At 61.4% G+C, this 15,802-nt stretch carries 15 protein-coding genes; 11 read left to right on the forward strand and 4 right to left on the reverse strand.

Annotated features, from left to right (window positions below):
* Positions 1-51 precede the first annotated feature (51 nt).
* Together ACFWAY_RS19420 and ACFWAY_RS19425 are read right to left on the reverse strand one after the other, a co-directional pair.
* Complete coding sequence (locus ACFWAY_RS19420) at positions 52-477, reverse strand: hypothetical protein (RefSeq protein ID WP_378455340.1); 426 nt, start codon at positions 475-477, stop codon at positions 52-54.
* 8 nt (positions 478-485) lie between these two features.
* Positions 486-938, reverse strand: coding sequence for a GyrI-like domain-containing protein (locus ACFWAY_RS19425; RefSeq protein ID WP_105413235.1), 453 nt, complete (start codon positions 936-938; stop codon positions 486-488).
* A gap of 349 nt (positions 939-1,287) precedes the next feature.
* Between ACFWAY_RS19425 and ACFWAY_RS19430 the strand changes: the two genes are divergently transcribed.
* Genes ACFWAY_RS19430 through ACFWAY_RS19445 form a run of 4 tightly spaced genes read left to right on the forward strand, consistent with a single transcriptional unit; the run spans position 1,288 to position 5,030 of the window.
* A complete protein-coding gene (locus tag ACFWAY_RS19430; protein WP_378455339.1) occupies positions 1,288-2,547 on the forward strand; it encodes a methyltransferase domain-containing protein in 1,260 nt (419 codons plus the stop codon).
* Positions 2,544-3,338 carry a glucose-1-phosphate cytidylyltransferase gene (locus ACFWAY_RS19435; RefSeq protein WP_378511725.1) on the forward strand — a complete coding sequence of 265 codons (795 nt, stop codon included), beginning with the start codon at positions 2,544-2,546 and terminating at the stop codon, positions 3,336-3,338. The genes ACFWAY_RS19430 and ACFWAY_RS19435 overlap by 4 nt, the downstream gene beginning before the upstream one ends.
* On the forward strand, positions 3,338-3,988 hold the full coding sequence (locus tag ACFWAY_RS19440; protein ID WP_378455338.1) for a PIG-L deacetylase family protein: 651 nt from the start codon (positions 3,338-3,340) through the stop codon (positions 3,986-3,988). Before ACFWAY_RS19435 ends, ACFWAY_RS19440 begins: the two co-directional genes overlap by 1 nt.
* A gap of 1 nt (position 3,989) precedes the next feature.
* Positions 3,990-5,030, forward strand: coding sequence for an NAD-dependent epimerase/dehydratase family protein (locus ACFWAY_RS19445; RefSeq protein ID WP_378511726.1), 1,041 nt, complete (start codon positions 3,990-3,992; stop codon positions 5,028-5,030).
* A gap of 19 nt (positions 5,031-5,049) precedes the next feature.
* Here ACFWAY_RS19445 and ACFWAY_RS19450 read toward each other — a convergent pair whose 3' ends face one another.
* Entirely contained in the window at positions 5,050-5,649 is a 600-nt protein-coding gene (locus tag ACFWAY_RS19450; RefSeq protein ID WP_378455336.1) for a dTDP-4-dehydrorhamnose 3,5-epimerase family protein, read from the reverse strand.
* Positions 5,650-5,666: 17 nt separating this feature from the next.
* On the opposite strand from ACFWAY_RS19450, the gene ACFWAY_RS19455 reads away from it, so the two are divergent.
* Together ACFWAY_RS19455 and ACFWAY_RS19460 are read left to right on the forward strand one after the other, a co-directional pair.
* The gene (locus ACFWAY_RS19455) at positions 5,667-6,905 is read left to right on the forward strand and encodes a transferase (RefSeq protein ID WP_378511727.1); all 1,239 of its coding nucleotides are present in this window, start codon (positions 5,667-5,669) and stop codon (positions 6,903-6,905) included.
* Complete coding sequence (locus ACFWAY_RS19460) at positions 6,902-8,350, forward strand: sugar transferase (protein ID WP_378511728.1); 1,449 nt, start codon at positions 6,902-6,904, stop codon at positions 8,348-8,350. The genes ACFWAY_RS19455 and ACFWAY_RS19460 overlap by 4 nt, the downstream gene beginning before the upstream one ends.
* A gap of 74 nt (positions 8,351-8,424) precedes the next feature.
* On the opposite strand, the gene ACFWAY_RS19465 is transcribed toward ACFWAY_RS19460, so the two are convergent.
* On the reverse strand, positions 8,425-9,273 hold the full coding sequence (locus ACFWAY_RS19465) for a glycosyltransferase family 2 protein (RefSeq protein ID WP_378511729.1): 849 nt from the start codon (positions 9,271-9,273) through the stop codon (positions 8,425-8,427).
* Positions 9,274-9,574: 301 nt separating this feature from the next.
* Between ACFWAY_RS19465 and ACFWAY_RS19470 the strand changes: the two genes are divergently transcribed.
* The 5 genes from ACFWAY_RS19470 to ACFWAY_RS19490 are packed head-to-tail and all read left to right on the forward strand — an operon-like array spanning position 9,575 to position 15,798.
* A complete protein-coding gene (locus tag ACFWAY_RS19470; RefSeq protein ID WP_378511776.1) occupies positions 9,575-10,636 on the forward strand; it encodes a glycosyltransferase family 4 protein in 1,062 nt (353 codons plus the stop codon).
* Positions 10,633-11,817, forward strand: coding sequence for a glycosyltransferase family 4 protein (locus ACFWAY_RS19475; RefSeq protein WP_378455332.1), 1,185 nt, complete (start codon positions 10,633-10,635; stop codon positions 11,815-11,817). The genes ACFWAY_RS19470 and ACFWAY_RS19475 overlap by 4 nt, the downstream gene beginning before the upstream one ends.
* Positions 11,810-13,099, forward strand: a complete 1,290-nt coding sequence (locus ACFWAY_RS19480) for a lipopolysaccharide biosynthesis protein (protein ID WP_378455331.1) — start codon at positions 11,810-11,812, stop codon at positions 13,097-13,099. Before ACFWAY_RS19475 ends, ACFWAY_RS19480 begins: the two co-directional genes overlap by 8 nt.
* A complete protein-coding gene (locus ACFWAY_RS19485; protein ID WP_378455330.1) occupies positions 13,096-14,100 on the forward strand; it encodes a glycosyltransferase in 1,005 nt (334 codons plus the stop codon). Before ACFWAY_RS19480 ends, ACFWAY_RS19485 begins: the two co-directional genes overlap by 4 nt.
* Positions 14,101-14,124: 24 nt before the next feature.
* Entirely contained in the window at positions 14,125-15,798 is a 1,674-nt protein-coding gene (locus tag ACFWAY_RS19490; RefSeq protein WP_378511730.1) for a hypothetical protein, read from the forward strand.
* Positions 15,799-15,802 lie beyond the last annotated feature (4 nt).

Here is a 15,802-nt window from a genome sequence, read left to right on the forward strand (position 1 = left end):
CATAAATGGGCCCAAAAACAAACTTCAGGTCGGTAATTGTCGACCTTGGAATTAGTTGAGGGAAATGAACAGCTCGACGCTGCTTGGTGCGCGGAAGACCTCGACCTCCTCCGCATAGGCGCGCTCGATGCGCCCTTCCTTCTCAGCCAGCTCGGCCTGAATCCACACGTCTTCGATCGGGTCGGACGACCGCCCGTCAGGTGTGAACTTGGCAAAAAAGCCCGCCGGGACGCGCACCAGCACGTCACCGATCTCGAGATGACCGAGGTCGATACACCGATACCCGATCACAGCGGTCCAACCCAGATCCGGGACCGCAACGTAGACGGTGATCAGCTCCTCGGTGCCTCGTTGCTGGATGCGCTCACGGGTGAACTTCATCAGGTCGGTCGAGTGCGCCGACGAACTGAGTTCCGTGCGCGGCAGAACAAGCCCACCGAAGTCGGCGGACTCACGCTTGACGATCTCGAAACTCATTGTGGCCCCTACCTCGTGGCGGGTGGCACTATTGCCACATACAAATCGATCCCGAAGGCGTGCGGGTAGAACTCGAAGTCACCGGTGTAGGAGCGTTGAATCTGCTGCGATTCCTCCGCATCACGAATCTGCCCCCAGAGCGCGTCGAAGAGGTCGGGGAAGGTTCCGACCGAGGAGAACTTCGCATACGTTCCAGCAGGAATCCGCGACACCAGATGCCCGCGTCCGACCTGATCGATCGAAGAGCACTCGTAGCCCACGATTTGCGTGTAATACGAATTGATCTCGGGAGCATGGTCGACATAGGCAGAGGCCAACGGCCTGTCCACGTTCTGCGCGAGAAGGGTGGACCACGTCTTTTCGAGATCCTTGTCGCGCGCTTTTCCCAGCGCCCTCTTCGGACTGCGGACGGCCAGTCCGGCGACCAGTGTCTCTTCGCGTTCGACTATGACGAACGGCATCGGGCACCCTCCGATGTCATCGGCACATTGGGCTTTCAATGGCAATTGTTGCTCGCCCGCCTTTAATTTGGGGGACGAGATATCACCATACCTCGTCCGGTATCCGCGGTCTGCGTCCTTAGTCGCGAAAACCTCCACGTCTAAGGATTCACCCATTTGACCGAGTCCCTACGAGTTGTCCAATAAAAGGGCAGTGATCCTTTATTTGGGAATTTAACATACTCAAAGTTGGTTTTGACCCTTGCAAGACGACCTCGAGTGTGGTTTATTGGACGGATCGAGACCTTGGGTGTGACGCAACTAACACACAGAGCGACCTCCAGATCTCGGTGACGAGGGGAGACTGCCCGTGCGCTGCCGACTGTGCGATTCCGATCGCTTGCGAAGCGTCCTGGATCTGGGGGCGACACCGCCGTGCGAGCTCTTCTTGACCGAGCAGGGTCTGGACGCCCCCGAGACGAACTATCCGCTGCACCTGCGCATCTGCGAGGAATGCCTCCTGCTTCAGGTTCCGGCCCTGATTTCTCCGGAGGACACCTTCACCGACTATGCCTACTACTCCTCCTACTCGGATTCATGGGTGGAGCACGCACGGCAGTTCGTCCGCTCCTCGGTGTCGCGACTCGGCCTCGACGCGAGATCGTTGATCGTCGAGGTGGCGAGTAATGACGGTTACCTGCTGCAGCACGCGGTCGACGCCGGGATCCGCTGCGTCGGAATCGAACCGTCGCACAACGTCGGCGCGGCCGCACGTGAACGAGGTGTTCCCACTCTCACGGCATTTCTCGACGAGGAACTCGCCGCCGACGTCCGCGCCGAGCACGGTCCGGCCGACCTCGTGGTCGCGAACAACGTGTATGCGCACATCCCCGACCTCCGCGGGTTCACTCGCGCGCTGCGTACCCTCGTCGCCGACGACGGCCGGCTGAGTATCGAGGTGCACCACGCCCTCAATCTGATCGTCCACGCGCAATTCGACACGGTCTATCACGAGCACTTTCAGTACTACACACTCCTCTCCGCCATGCGTGCGCTTGCCACGGCGGGCCTCTCGGTCGTCGATGTGGAACTTCTGGAGACACACGGCGGCTCGATCCGGATCTGGGCACGTCCCGACACCGCCGGCGCAGTGCCCACCCCGCGCGTTACCGAGGTGTTGAAACAGGAGGACGACGCCGGACTGCACAATGTCGACGGATACACCCGACTCGAAATACAGGCGCGAGTTGCTCGACAAGAATTGCTCGGGTTCCTTCTCGACTGCCGGGCCCAGAACAGGACCGTCGTCGGCTACGGCGCTCCGGGCAAGGGAAACACCCTGTTGAACTACTGCGGAATTCGCCCCGATCTACTCGAATACACGGTCGACCGCAATCCGTACAAGCACGGCCGGTACACGCCGGGCACCCGGATCCCGATTCTCGATCCCCGACAGATCGAGAAAGATCGGCCGGACGTCGTCCTCGCCCTGCCCTGGAATCTCGAGGCGGAGCTGACCGAACAACTGCGCTACATCAGCGAGTGGGGCGGAGAGCTCGTGTATCCACTCCCCTCCCTGCACAGAGCGACATTCCAACCCGACAGCGTGGCAAGGAGGCTCACGACATGAAAGTTGTCCTGTTCTGCGGCGGATACGGCCTACGCATGCGCAACGACCACAACGACGTGATCCCGAAACCGATGCAGATGGTCGGACCACGTCCGCTGCTGTGGCATGTAATGCACTACTACGCGCATTTCGGCCATACAGAGTTCATTCTCTGCCTCGGGTACGGGGCGGAGGCAATCAAAGACTACTTCCTCGACTACCGCGAAGCGGAATCCAACGACTTCGTTTTGCGTGCGAGCAAGATCGAGCTGCTGAATTCCGACATCAGCGACTGGTCGATCACGTTCGTCGATACCGGTCTGGAGTCTGCGATCGGCGAGCGTCTGCGACGCGTTCGACAGCACCTCGGCGAAGACGAGTACTTTCTCGCGAACTATGCAGACGTGCTCACCGACGCCCCCCTCGACGATGTCATCACAAAGTTCCACGAGTCGGGCGCGGCCGCATCCATGCTCGTCGTCACGCCCCAGTCGTCGTTCCACTGCGTCAACGTGGCCGAGAACGGCGAGGTCAAGGAGATCATCCCAGTCAGCCGGCTGCCCATCTGGGAGAACGGCGGATACTTCGTCCTCAGTCGGGAGATCTTCGATCTCCTTCCCCCTGGCGGCGATCTCGTGGCCGATGTGTGTGAACGTCTTGCCGGTGAAGGCCGTTTGTTCGGGTACCGCCATGAGGGGTTCTGGAAGCCGGCGGACACTTTCAAGGAACGCGCCGAACTCGATTCGAACTACTCGCAAGGCATCCATCCGTGGATGGTGTGGGAGCCGTCGCAGCCCGCACACAGCACGTGATGATCAGCCTCAACACACCGGGGCTCCGCGAAGTGGCGGTGCTCGGTGCGCACTGTGACGACGTTGCGATCGGGCTCGGAGGTACCCTTCTCACACTTGCTGCCAGCACTCCCGGTCTTCGCGTCCGGGCGCTCGTGCTGGCAGGCGCCGACGCCCGACGCGAGATAGAGGAGCGTCATGCGTTGGCGGCATTGTGTCCCGCCGCAGACCTCGAGCTCACGGTTCTCGACGTTCCGGACGGGTACGCACCGGCATATTGGGAGCCGATCAAGAAGGCAGTCGAGGCCTTCGGGCGCGATTGCCATCCTGACGTGGTGTTCGCTCCGCAACGAGCCGACGCACACCAGGATCACCGAATGCTGGCGGAGCTGGTTCCGACGGTATTCCGTGACCACCTGATCCTGGGGTACGAGATCCTCAAGTGGGAGAACGACACACCTCGGCCGTCGATCTACCACCCGCTCACCCGCGCTGTTGCGACGGAAAAGGCGCGGATACTGCTGAAGCACTACCCCTCCCAAACCACCCACGACTGGTTCGACGAAGACTCCTTTCTCGGGCTGTCGCGGCTGAGGGGTGTGCAGAGCAGACAACCGCACGCGGAGGCGTTCGTCCTCGAAAAGGCGACCATCCGATTCGGAAGGACCTGACATGCGAGTGCTCCTTACCGGCCACCAGGGATACCTGGGTTCGGTCATGGTTCCGGTATTGCAAACGCGCGGGCACGACGTCGTGGGTCTCGATTCCGGGCTCTTCGCCGGATGCGTACTCGGTCCTGCACCCGCCGACCCTCCCTCTTTCGATATTGACCTGCGGGACGTGACTGAGCAGCATCTGGGCGGCTTCGATGCCGTGATTCACCTCGCTGCGCTGTCGAACGACCCTCTGGGGTCTCTCGCACCGGACATCACGTACGAAATCAATCATCGCGCGTCCGTCCGGCTGGCTCGCCTGGCGAAGCAAGCCGGTGTCCGGCGATTTCTGTATGCCTCGACATGCTCCGTATACGGTTCGGCCGGTAACGAGTTGGTGACGGAGTCCGCACCACTGCGTCCGCTCACGCCATACGCCGAGAGCAAGGTGCTCGTCGAGGAAGACGTAGCCGCACTCGCCGACTCCGGGTTCTCTCCGGTTTTCCTGCGCAACGCGACCGCCTTCGGATTCTCCCCCCGGCTGCGTGCCGACATCGTCCTCAACAACCTGGTCGGCACCGCGATGCTGACGGGCACAGTGCGAGTCTTGTCGGACGGCACGCCATGGCGTCCGCTGGTACATGCCCAAGACATCGCCACCGCGTTCGCGTGTGCACTCACCGCGCCGGTCGATCGGATCCACTGCGTCGCCCTTAACGTCGGTACAGAGACCAACAATGTGACTGTGGCACAAATCGCCGAGGCCGCCGCCGCGGCGGTCCCCGACTCACAAGTCCTCATTACGGGAGAAACAGGCTCGGACCCGCGGTCCTACCGCGTCGACTTCTCTGCCATCCGCACGGCATTCGAGGACTTCGTGCCGCGATGGAGCATCGTCGACGGAGCGGCCGAATTGTACGACCGGTGTACCCGCTGGGGCCTCACGGACGTGCTCTTCACGCAGCGCTTCACCCGACTCGCCCATCTTCAGCAACTCGAGCGCGCCGGTGTACTCGATGAGTCCCTGCGGTTCCAGCGAGTTGGAGCAGGCCATGAATGACAGGAACTGTCAGGAACGATCACAACCGTTCGAGCAACGCCGTCCAACTCCCCGCCGTGGCGTCACGTTCACTGATCAGCGATACCGGAAGCGGCCACGATATCGCGAGGGACGGGTCGTCGTGGGCGACCGCGATGTCAGCCGTCGGATCGTGCTCGAGATTGATTCGATAGCACACATCCGCGACCTCCGTGAGTGCCTGGAATCCGTGCAGGAACCCGGGCGGAACATAGAGATGTGCGAAGTCCACATCATCAAGCCTGAATGCCTGCTTCTCACCGAACGTCGGCGACGCCCTGCGAATATCGACCAGGACATCGTAAATTGCGCCATGAGCACACCGGACCAGTTTCGCCTCACCGGGATTCGCGCGTCCGTGCATGCCCCGTACCACGCCGCGCCACGACCGGGACTGCGAATCCTGCAGGAAGTCGGCGGCCAGGATTCCGGTCGCTCCCACATGTTCATCGAACTGGCCGGCTTCGAACGTGCGAGTGAAGAGACCTCTGTCGTCGCGATAGGGCAGGGGCCGGAATACCCGGACGTCCGTCAATTCGGTGGTTTCAATGTGCACGCTGCAATTCTTGCGCACAAGGGCCGGGTCGGTCACCGATTCCATCGCACCGAGGTTCCGACATGATGGCCTGTCGAGGCTGTGGTGTCGCCGTGTTCGATCGAGTACTCGATCTCGGTTCGATGCCCGCGGCCGACTTCTTCCCTCCGGCCGGTAGTCCGGTCACCCCGGCCGAATCGGCGCATCGCCTGACAATGGCGTTGTGTCGAGAGTGCGGTCTGGCTCAGCTCGTCGACGACGACACGGTGCCGGAGGAGCCACGTGGCGTCGAACCAGAGGCTTTGAGAAAGCAAGCATGCACAGCTGTTCGTGCCGTCGCCGATGCCGGGTACCTCACGGGCGACACGGTCACCGAGTTCGGCAGTCCACACGGCGGAACATGGTTGCCGCTGCTCACCGCGCGGGGGTTCCGTGTCGCGACGGACCGGCACACGGCCTCTGTGGTGATCGATTGCTTCGGGATCATGCACGAACCTGACCAGCGGGCGGCCTTGGCCGGGCGAGCAGCGGCACTCGACGCCGACGGCATCCTGCTCATCCAATTTCATTCTCTTACTGCGATTGTGAAGCATCAGCAGTGGACGGCACTACGGCACGGCCACTTCGCATACTATTCCTTGACCTCACTCCGCCGGTTGCTGGCCGACGCAGGACTTCACCTCACACAGGCATGGGTATTCGACCTTTATGGCGGCACGGTCCTGGCGGCCGCGCGCCGTTCGCCGTGCGCACCACCGACACCCCGTGTCCATCGCATACTTGCCGATGAGCACATGACCGGAGTCACGAACCCTGTTACTGTGCAATCCTTACAGCTCGCCGCGGACACGGATGCGACCGCCTTCCGCGACTGGCTGACAGTGATGGCACGGCGGCATTGTCGAGTGTTTGCCTACGGCGCCGCATCTCGGGCCGTACCACTGTTCGCCCACGCGGGCGTCGACCGGCGCCTTGTCGCGGCCGTCGCCGATGCATCCACCGCCAAACAAGGGCGGCGAATGCCCGGCACCGATGTACCGATCATCTCGCCTGAGCGACTACTTCGCGCTCAGCCGGACAAGGTTGTGCTCACGCTGCCGGATCTGCTTCCCGAAGTATCGCAGCGCTATCCGGAACTCTCCGGACGATGGGTCCTTCCATCTGAGACGCAATGCGTTCCCGCTCCAGCGCTCATCCGCACGCGGAGTCGGGAACGCGTGGCGTCGAGACACCGTGAGACCTACGCGGACACGCCGGCAACCCGAGACGGCCGGCTCGATTCGCGTTCAGCCGCCAGCAACCGAGATGAAGTACAGCCATGACCACCAGCACCCGTCGGATATTGCGAATCGGACCCTTGTATCCACGACCTCCCCTGACACGCGCGGTCCGCCACTCCGCAGACATCGTTCCGGATTCACTGCAGGCTCCCAGCCGGCCCCTGTCGAGAAAGCGTGCACGGACCTACCTGCTCCCGCTCGCTGTGGACTTCATCGTGCTGTCGGTCGTGTGTTCAGTGACACGGATCGATCGCCCCGCGGAGTCAGCAGCGATAATCGTCGCGATCCTGGCGCTCACAGGTGCGTACCGACCTCACCTGACGCTCTCGCTACTCGACGCCCTGCCCCGACTTGCACTCGCGAGCACGCTGGCGGCAATGGGTACCGCGGTGATCTTGACCCCGAACGGCACATTGGTGGGCACGGTGAAGCTGGCAGCAGTGACCCTCGTGGCCGTCGTACTGTCCCGCAACGTTACCTATGCGGTCGAACGTTTCTTCAGACGGAAGCTCCTCGGCGGTCGTCGAACGGTGATCATCGGCGGAGGTCCTGTCGCGAAGATACTGGCGGACAGCATTGTCGCGGAGCCCTCGTGTGGACTGCAGTTGATCGGACTTCTCGACGACTCCTTACACGCCGAGACCGCGCACAATGGGAACGTACCGATCACCCCGCTGCGAGGTAACCTGTGCGAGTACCTCACGACTCACCACATCGACACAGCGGTACTCGCCTTTCCCCACGCCGTCGATGGCGCGGTCATCCACGCGTTGCGTGAATGCGACCGCATCGACTGCGAGATCTTCGTTGTTCCCCGACTGTGGGAGATGACTGCGGTCACCAGCGACATGGAACGTATCGGTGCCGTCCCATTGAAGAAGTTTCGCCGAGCGGCACACCGATCGTTCCTGTGGCGGGTGAAGTTATGGATGGACCGAGTCCTCAGCGCGGCAATGCTTGTAGCGTTGGCCCCGACTCTCCTTGCGATCGCTGTCGCGGTGTATCTTTCGGACCGATCAGCACCGGTTTTGTTCAGACAGAAGCGAGTCGGCTTGGACGACCGGGTATACGAACTTCTCAAGTTCCGAACGATGAACCCAGCAAGCGACCACGAATCCGCTACTCACTGGTGCATTGCACATGACGCCAGGATCGGGCGCCTCGGTCGGATCCTACGGGCGACTTCGCTCGACGAATTGCCTCAGCTGTGGAATGTCATTCGGGGAGACATGACACTCGTCGGCCCGAGGCCTGAACGCCCCCACTTCGTCGACAAGTTCCGGACCACGGTTCCGAACTATGAAGCGCGCCATCGCGTGCCGACGGGAATAACGGGATGGGCCGCGGTCAACGGTCTACGCGGCGATACGTCGATCGGAAATCGCACCCGCTTCGACAACTACTACATCGAGAATTGGAGCATGTGGTTCGATGTCAAGGTGCTACTACTGACGGTAGTGGCGGTAGTCAGACTCGGAGGAAAGTAATCAGCTACAGATGTGCGGTGGCGCAATTCCGCCGGATACGCAATTCCGCCGGATAGTCGGCACCCACGGCCGACTCAGCAGTCGACTTGCAACCGGGTCCTTCGCGACAGAACGGTGCGGGATCGCACGGTGAGCCGCTCGACCGCCGCCCTCATCAGTCGCACGTCACCCGCGAGAACATCTGCGCGACAAATGAACTCGGGGTAATCACGAGCAATTCGGTGATGGAAGCGAAGCATGTCCGACAACTTGCTGACTGTCGATGTTTGACTGCACATGTTGAACGTGGAGTCCCGCCACGCAGCCACGCGCTCGGGCATACCGAAGAACATCCCGAAGGCTGTCACTCGCGCGAACAGATCCACGTCCATGGGGAAAACGAGATCACCGCGAAATCCCCCCACACGATCGAAATGCTCTCGCCTGAACATCGCGGCCGCCGTTGGCCCGAAGTCGGCCGGCCCTCGTCGGACAATTGTCCTCATCAGAGTGCGCGGAGCATGAAGTCCCTCCAAGCCGGGAATCCCCAGTCGTGACTCCCGCAGCACCCCGTCCTCGTCGATCACGTCGAACTTCGCGGAGCTGAGAGTTATTGTAGGATCAGCCATTACACGCATCTGCATCTCGAGCGATCCCGGCATCAGGACATCATCTGCACAGACGACTTTCACCAGTCGCCCGGTCGAGAATCCCACTACCCTGTTCCAGTTGGCGCCGATCGGCAGAACGACGTCGTTGCGAAAGACTCGCACCCGTGAGTCACTGAACGAGTGCGCGATCGATTGAGTGGCGTCCTCGCTCGAATTGTCGAGAACGACCAGATCGATTTCGACATCCTGGTCGAGGATCGATCGCAACGTCTCTTCGAGAGTGTTGGCGGCGTTATATGCCGGAACGCAGACGGAAACCGTGGCAGCAGCCATCGCTATTCTCCCACCAAACCCTCGACGCGAGCGACAATCATGATCCTCTTTGTGCACCAATGCTTCCTGGCGACAGGACTGCCTCAAATTCTATCACGCCGCACGGCTCGAGACATCGACGTGAACGGGCATTGCGAAAGTCTCGCAACGACATCGCGCGTCCGTGTGCAGCAATGTAGAGTTTAATTGTCCGGTACCGAATGGGCCGGCGTGACAGCGCAATAGCAACGACAGCCGGCGCGACATGAACTTTACGGTGAGTAGTCCACAACTCGACAACACTCGGTCTCTTCGACTCCATATGACGGGGGCGGAGTGGTTCACGTCGGGACCTGGCGGATTGAACCGATACTTCACCGACTTGTTTTCCACACTGAATCAACTCCCGGGCGTCGACGTTTCCGCTGCAGCGTTCGGTAAGCCCGAGCGGGGCGGGCGTTCGTGGGGCCCGGTCGGTGCATCGACGTTGAGCCGCGCATACACGGCCTTCCGCGACACCAGCGCTCTACCGCCGGACGCGGTCATCGACCGCCATTTCTGCCTCTATGGACGCTCGGCGATCGGCGCGCATGGCAAACATCCCCTGGTTGTGCACTTTCACGGGCCCTGGGCAGCCGAAAGTCGCATGGTGGGGGCCGGTGAGATGGTTGCGCGGTCGAAGTACTGGATCGAACGGCTCCGCTACGCCGGCGCAGATCGCTTCGTCGTACTGTCCAAGCACTTCCGAAATCTGCTCGTCGACAGCTACCAGGTTCCAGAAGGCAAGATCAGGGTTATTCCTCCTGGTGTCGATCTCGACCGCTTTCGCCCATCGGACTCTCCCTCGGCGTCATGCACCATCCTCTGTGTTCGACGCCTCGAGAGGAGGATGGGTATACATGTTCTGCTCCGGTCATGGCGAGCAGTCATCGCTGCTCATCCCGACGCCCGACTCGTGATAGTCGGTACTGGTACCGAAGAATCGGCCCTCCGGGTCCAAGCTGCCGAGGCTGGCTACCGGGACTCGATCACGTTCGAGGGCAACGCCACCGACGGACGACTGGCTCAGTTGTACGGACAGGCAGCGCTGACCATCGTCCCATCCGTCGCACTGGAAGGGTTCGGGCTTATCGCGCTCGAATCCCTGGCCGCCGGGCGCGCCCCGATCGTGACCGAGTGCGGCGGATTACCGGACTCCGTGCAGGAACTCGACCCTTCCTTGATCGTTCCCACCGGCGACGCCGATGCGCTCGGAGACCGGATCGTCCGTGCTCTGGACGGACAAGTTCCCGGGCCCGAGCAGTGCCGTGCTCACGCCGAAACGTTCTCCTGGGACGCCGCCTCGCAGCAGCACATCTCGATGTACGAGGAACTGGTCTCATGACGAAGGCCCTCTTCATCACACACACAGCCGCACCCTCTGGTGCAGAGTTGGCAACACTTCGATTGGCAATCGCTCTGCGCGACAATAGGCCAGGTGACTCCAGGAGTCGGGGAATCGATGTCGCGGTGGTCTGTGCGCAGGGCGGGCCGATTGTCGATCGCATGCGCGAGGCAGGTGTGGAAACCATCGTTTTGCCAAGCACTTTCGATAGTCGTGCCATGACTGTCCGAAGCAGGAGCCTGCGCCGACTGATCGTGGGATTCATCGGACTCGCCAAGATCGGATGGTCGGCCGGTGCAACCGCGAGGGCGACAGGGGCGACAGTTCTTGTCGCAGAAAGCACCAAGGCACTGGTCATCGGCGCTGTCGCTGCGCGACGCACAAGGATCCCACTCGTCTGGCAGGTGCACGACAGGATATCCGCCGAGTACTTCGGAGGGCTCCTCTCGAGCGTCGTTCGCGGACTCGGCTGGGTGTTCAGCCGAGGTTACATCGCCAATAGCAGATCGACGTTGAGTACACTGATCACCTGGCACAGGGCAACGCTCGTCGCCTACCCTGGAATCCAACCGCGCAGTCTCGCCGATCACGTAGGCCAACGTCGCCCATCCGAGACTGTTGTCGTCGCCGTCGGACGCTTGACGCCTTGGAAAGGGCAGGACGTATTCCTGCGCGCGCTGGCCGATACGACTGTTCGACCTGAGTGCGTCTACCTCGTCGGAGGGACATTCTTCGACGAGGAAGCTTTTCGTGAAAGCCTGGAGCGCCTCGCATGTGAACTCGACCTTCCAGTCATCTTTACGGGACACGTCGATCACCCCGACGCCTACATGCGGCAGGCCGACATTCTGGTGCACTGCTCCGTCATCCCGGAACCGTTCGGTCAGGTCGTGGTTGAGGGGATGAACGCGGGCTGCGCGGTGATCGCCTCGGGCCCCGGCGGCCCAACCGAGATCGTCGAGTCCGGGATCAACGGGCTACTCGTCGACGGCGGTGATCAGGAGCAACTGACAACGGCGCTGAACACATTGATCGGAGACCGCGAGCTTCGTCGACGCCTCTCGGCAGCGGGTCGCCGGCGTGCAGCTCATTTCGACATAGCCGAGTCCGCTCGCGACATAGCATCATTTCTCGACACCGTGACTGCCACGCCGAAACGTAAGCGAGCAGCACATGCATGACGATCGCAAAGAAAACCACATCGTCACTGTCGTGCGTGACATCGCTTTCGTAAGCTTCGGGAAGTACGGCCAGTATGTGATCACGGTAGTAACGCTTCCGTTGATCGCGCGAGTTCTCGGAACCGAAGGACTGGGGCTTCTCGCGATCGGAATGTCCTCCTACTTCATCGGATCCCTGCTCGTCGATCTCGGAATCACCCAGTTTCTCGCCGCTATGGTCCACAGCGCAGATATCAATCAGCTCCGCGGAAACTATCTCGTGATCCGAGCGGCCATCCTCGGGACCATCGGTGCCACATTGCTCGCCAGCCTCGTCCTCGGCGTCGATGTCCATGTTCACATGATCCTGCTCGGGTTGTTCGCCGGTGGCTTCTGGTCCATCTCCGAAGATTGGGTTCTCATAGGGCAAGGTCGATTCGGAGCGTCGATGGCGTATCAGGGCATCGGCCGAGTCGCATATCTCGTGCTCCTGATGTCGTTGCTCCCACGCCTACCCCATCCCTCTGTCGCCCTCCTCTGCTTACTCGTGTCGTCCACACTGACCGTCGCACTGACATGGAGGGACTCTTTCAAGAAGTTCGGCCGCCCATGTCGTCCACACAAAGTGATGACCATCCTCCGAATGGGAGCACCCGTCCTCACCTCACGTTTGCTCGTGGCAAGCTACGGGCAGGGCGCTGCCGCGGTGTACTCCTCGGTGCTCGATGCGGTGTCCATCGGCCTGTATTCTGCCGGAGATCGGCTGGTGCGAGCCATACAGTCCTTGCTCGACCCAATAGGCTTCGCCCTACTGCCACGTATGGCCCGCCACAGCAACGACGACCAGTTCTGGCGACGCGCAACCCAGGCCCTGATCGTATGTCTTTGCGCTGCCGGAGTTGCGACTGTCGCGGTATGGATTGCGGCGCCGACTCTGATCAACCTCATCTTCGGAAGCGATTTTTCCGAGGCGATTCCGCTCCTGCGAGTCGAGGTGCTCATACTTCCCGCGACCGCCTTGACGTCATTTGTCACCACGGCGGTCTTACCCGTCAAGCAGGACACGAGCGGCGTCTTGATCGGTGCAACCGTCGGAACCGGCGTCGCAGCCGCTGCGTTGTTCGTCGCTGCACTGACCCAATCGGTGTGGGCCCTCGTTTACGGCACATTGTGCTGCGAGTTCTCCGTGGCGCTGTGGTACGTCGTCCGGATGCGGCAACTCGCCGGTCGCGAACGGAAAGAACGCAATGCCGACGGCACCGTCACAGAGGTCGCGCTGGTTCACAAGGAGAATCGGCTATGAAGATCCTGTATGTCGGCGACGACTGGGTCGGAAGCAACGCTCGATCGCTCGCCAACGGCTTCCGGCAGGCGGGACACGACGTCGTCGTTGTCGACTCGACGTCCGTGTCACTTCCTACGCGGCTGTCACCTCCGTGGATATATGCGAAGGCTACTCACCGGCGTGCGTCCTGGAGCATCGAAGCCGTTCATTCGCGCATCGATGCCATCGCTGCCGAATTCAGACCCGACATGGTGTTCGGATTCAAGGCCGTCTTCCTTGACCAACGACGCCTCCTCGGCGTCCCGGCCCAGTTCCATGTTCACTACAGCCCCGACGACACCTCGAACCCCTACAACACGTCACCCGGCTACCTGGAACTCGAGAACCAATGGGACCTCGTCGTCACGACCAAGCGCCACAACGTTCCTGAGTTACTCGAACGTGGCGCGCGCGCCGTCAAGTTCGTTCTCAGCGCATACGACCCTGCGTGGCACCACCTCTCGGCGCGGCGCGACTCCCGGCAATACATCGTCGGCTTCATCGGAGCCTGCCGTCCCGACCGTCGCGATCGCTTGATCTCGTTGGCACGAAAGTACGGCGGGAAGATGCTCGTTCGAGGGCCTGGCTGGCGCCGAGTGCCCGAGTTGCAGATCACCCACGCCGACGTCGCGGGTCCGGTGTACGGAGAGCATTTCGCCTCGGAGATCGCGTCCGTGACGGCAAACCTCGTTCTGCTCAACTCCGACAACCGGGACACGCACACCTGCAGAAGTTTCGAAGTGCCCGCCTCCGGCGGACTCTTCGTGGGTGAAAGGACAAGCGAACATGCGGAACTTCTCGAGGAGGGCACGGAATGTCTCTTGTTTTCGAACGAGAACGAGTTGAACGAGATCGTGGAATGGTGCGTGAACAGTCCCGGCCAGGCGGAGAGAATTGCAGAATCGGGTTTCCGGCGGATCGTGGAGGGTAGACACCGGTATGTGGATCGTGCCCGAGAGATCGTCGATGAAATCGGCTGACAATCGAGAATCGGAACGCGAACTATGAACAACCCCGAGTTCCAGATATTGCTCGTCATAGGAGCACTGGCGACGATCGTCGTCGCCGCTGCATACGTTCACGGAATCGCACGCGTCTTCCTCATCGCGCAGGCCGCCTACTGGAGCCTGTCCTACGTCGCGCGGCCGATCGTCCTTCTACTGGTGCGGCCGCAACCACGGTTCGGCGACAGCATCGCCGATCCGCGACTGGCCACGATCGGATACGACCACGGGATCGCGATGGTCCTGCGACCCGTCGTGTTCGGGCTGTGGGTGTATGCGATCATCGTTGTGGCGTATGCGGTCTGGATCCGGCATCGTCCAGGACGTGACCGTGACGCACGCGTTTCAGGCCGTTCCGCCGGCGACGCGAATCTGATTCCTACACTCTGGACCGTTTACGCGATCGGTGTACTCGGGCGAGTCGTGTCGTATGCAACAGGTTCCACCGCCTCGGCCGGACAAACGCAGAGCCCGAACCCGATACTCAGCTTCGTGACGCTGATGGCGGTGATCGGCGCCCTCGGGCTGATCGTCTTCTACCGGCCGGCCAATCCCAGGGTGGCTGTTGCGGTTATCGGTGCGCTCACTGTCATGGAGTTGATGTGGACTGTCGCAATCGAATCGAAGACACCGATCATGGGCGCCGCGCTCGCGATTGCAGTCCGTTTCGCGCTCACCGGATGGTCCAGGGGAAAGGTCGCCGCGATCGCGGCGATCTCGGTTCTGGGAATAGCAGCGTTCGGCTGGCTGCAGGCCATCAAGGCATCCGCTCTCGCGCGAGCGCAGTCCGAGGTGCTCGATGCGAACTATCCCGCAGCCATGCAGCCCTTCCTCAGCATCTTGCGCAGATTCGATCTTCTCGAGGCTGCGACGGACAGCTACTACCTGGGCGGACGGCCTTGGCTCACCCTGTCGGACGTCGCACACCATGCGCTCATCAGCATGGTGCCGGAACAGTTGCTCGGGACCGCAAAGTTCCAGTCCGGGACCGCGTGGGCAATCGAAGTCCGTGGGTCGTCTGTCGACATGACGAGGGTGTCCGTCTCACTGGCCGAGGGAAACATCAACGAGGGTTTCGTGCTCGGCGGGTATCCCGGGGTCGCCGTCGGCGTTATCTTCACTTTCGCGTTGGTGTTGGCCGGAGTGCGTGCGTTGCATTCATGGCACATCATCCCGATCTCGATGGGTCTCATGCTGATCGAGGTACCCGTCTTCTTCGAGCGAGGAATTCTGGGCAGCATGGAACTCCTCGGAAAGTCACTTCAGGTGGCCATTCTGGTCTGGATTGTCTACCTGCTCGTCGGAGAATACCGAAGACGCACTGAAGCGTCTTCGAAACAGAAACCGCAGGAACCGCCACTCACACTCGTCGGCGCGGCGCGGTCGAAAGGTTGGAGTGGTCCGTCGATCTCGCCGATCTGCCTGCCCGCGCAGTCGGCGATCACCCCGCCGTTCACGGTCGGGCCACCGAGAACGCGCGCAGGTCCCGTCTTCTTCGAGCGGGGAATTCTGGGCAGCATGGATCTCCTCGGAAAGTCACTTCAGGTGGCCATTCTGGTCTGGATTGTCTACCTGCTCGTCGGAGAGCACCGAAGACGCACTGAAGCGTCTTCGAAACAGAAACCGCAGGAACCGCCACACACACTCGTCGGCGCGGCGCGGTCGAAAGGTTGAAGGA

It is taken from the genome of Rhodococcus sp. NPDC059968 (assembly GCF_042738615.1).
Lineage (GTDB): Bacteria > Actinomycetota > Actinomycetes > Mycobacteriales > Mycobacteriaceae > Rhodococcus_F.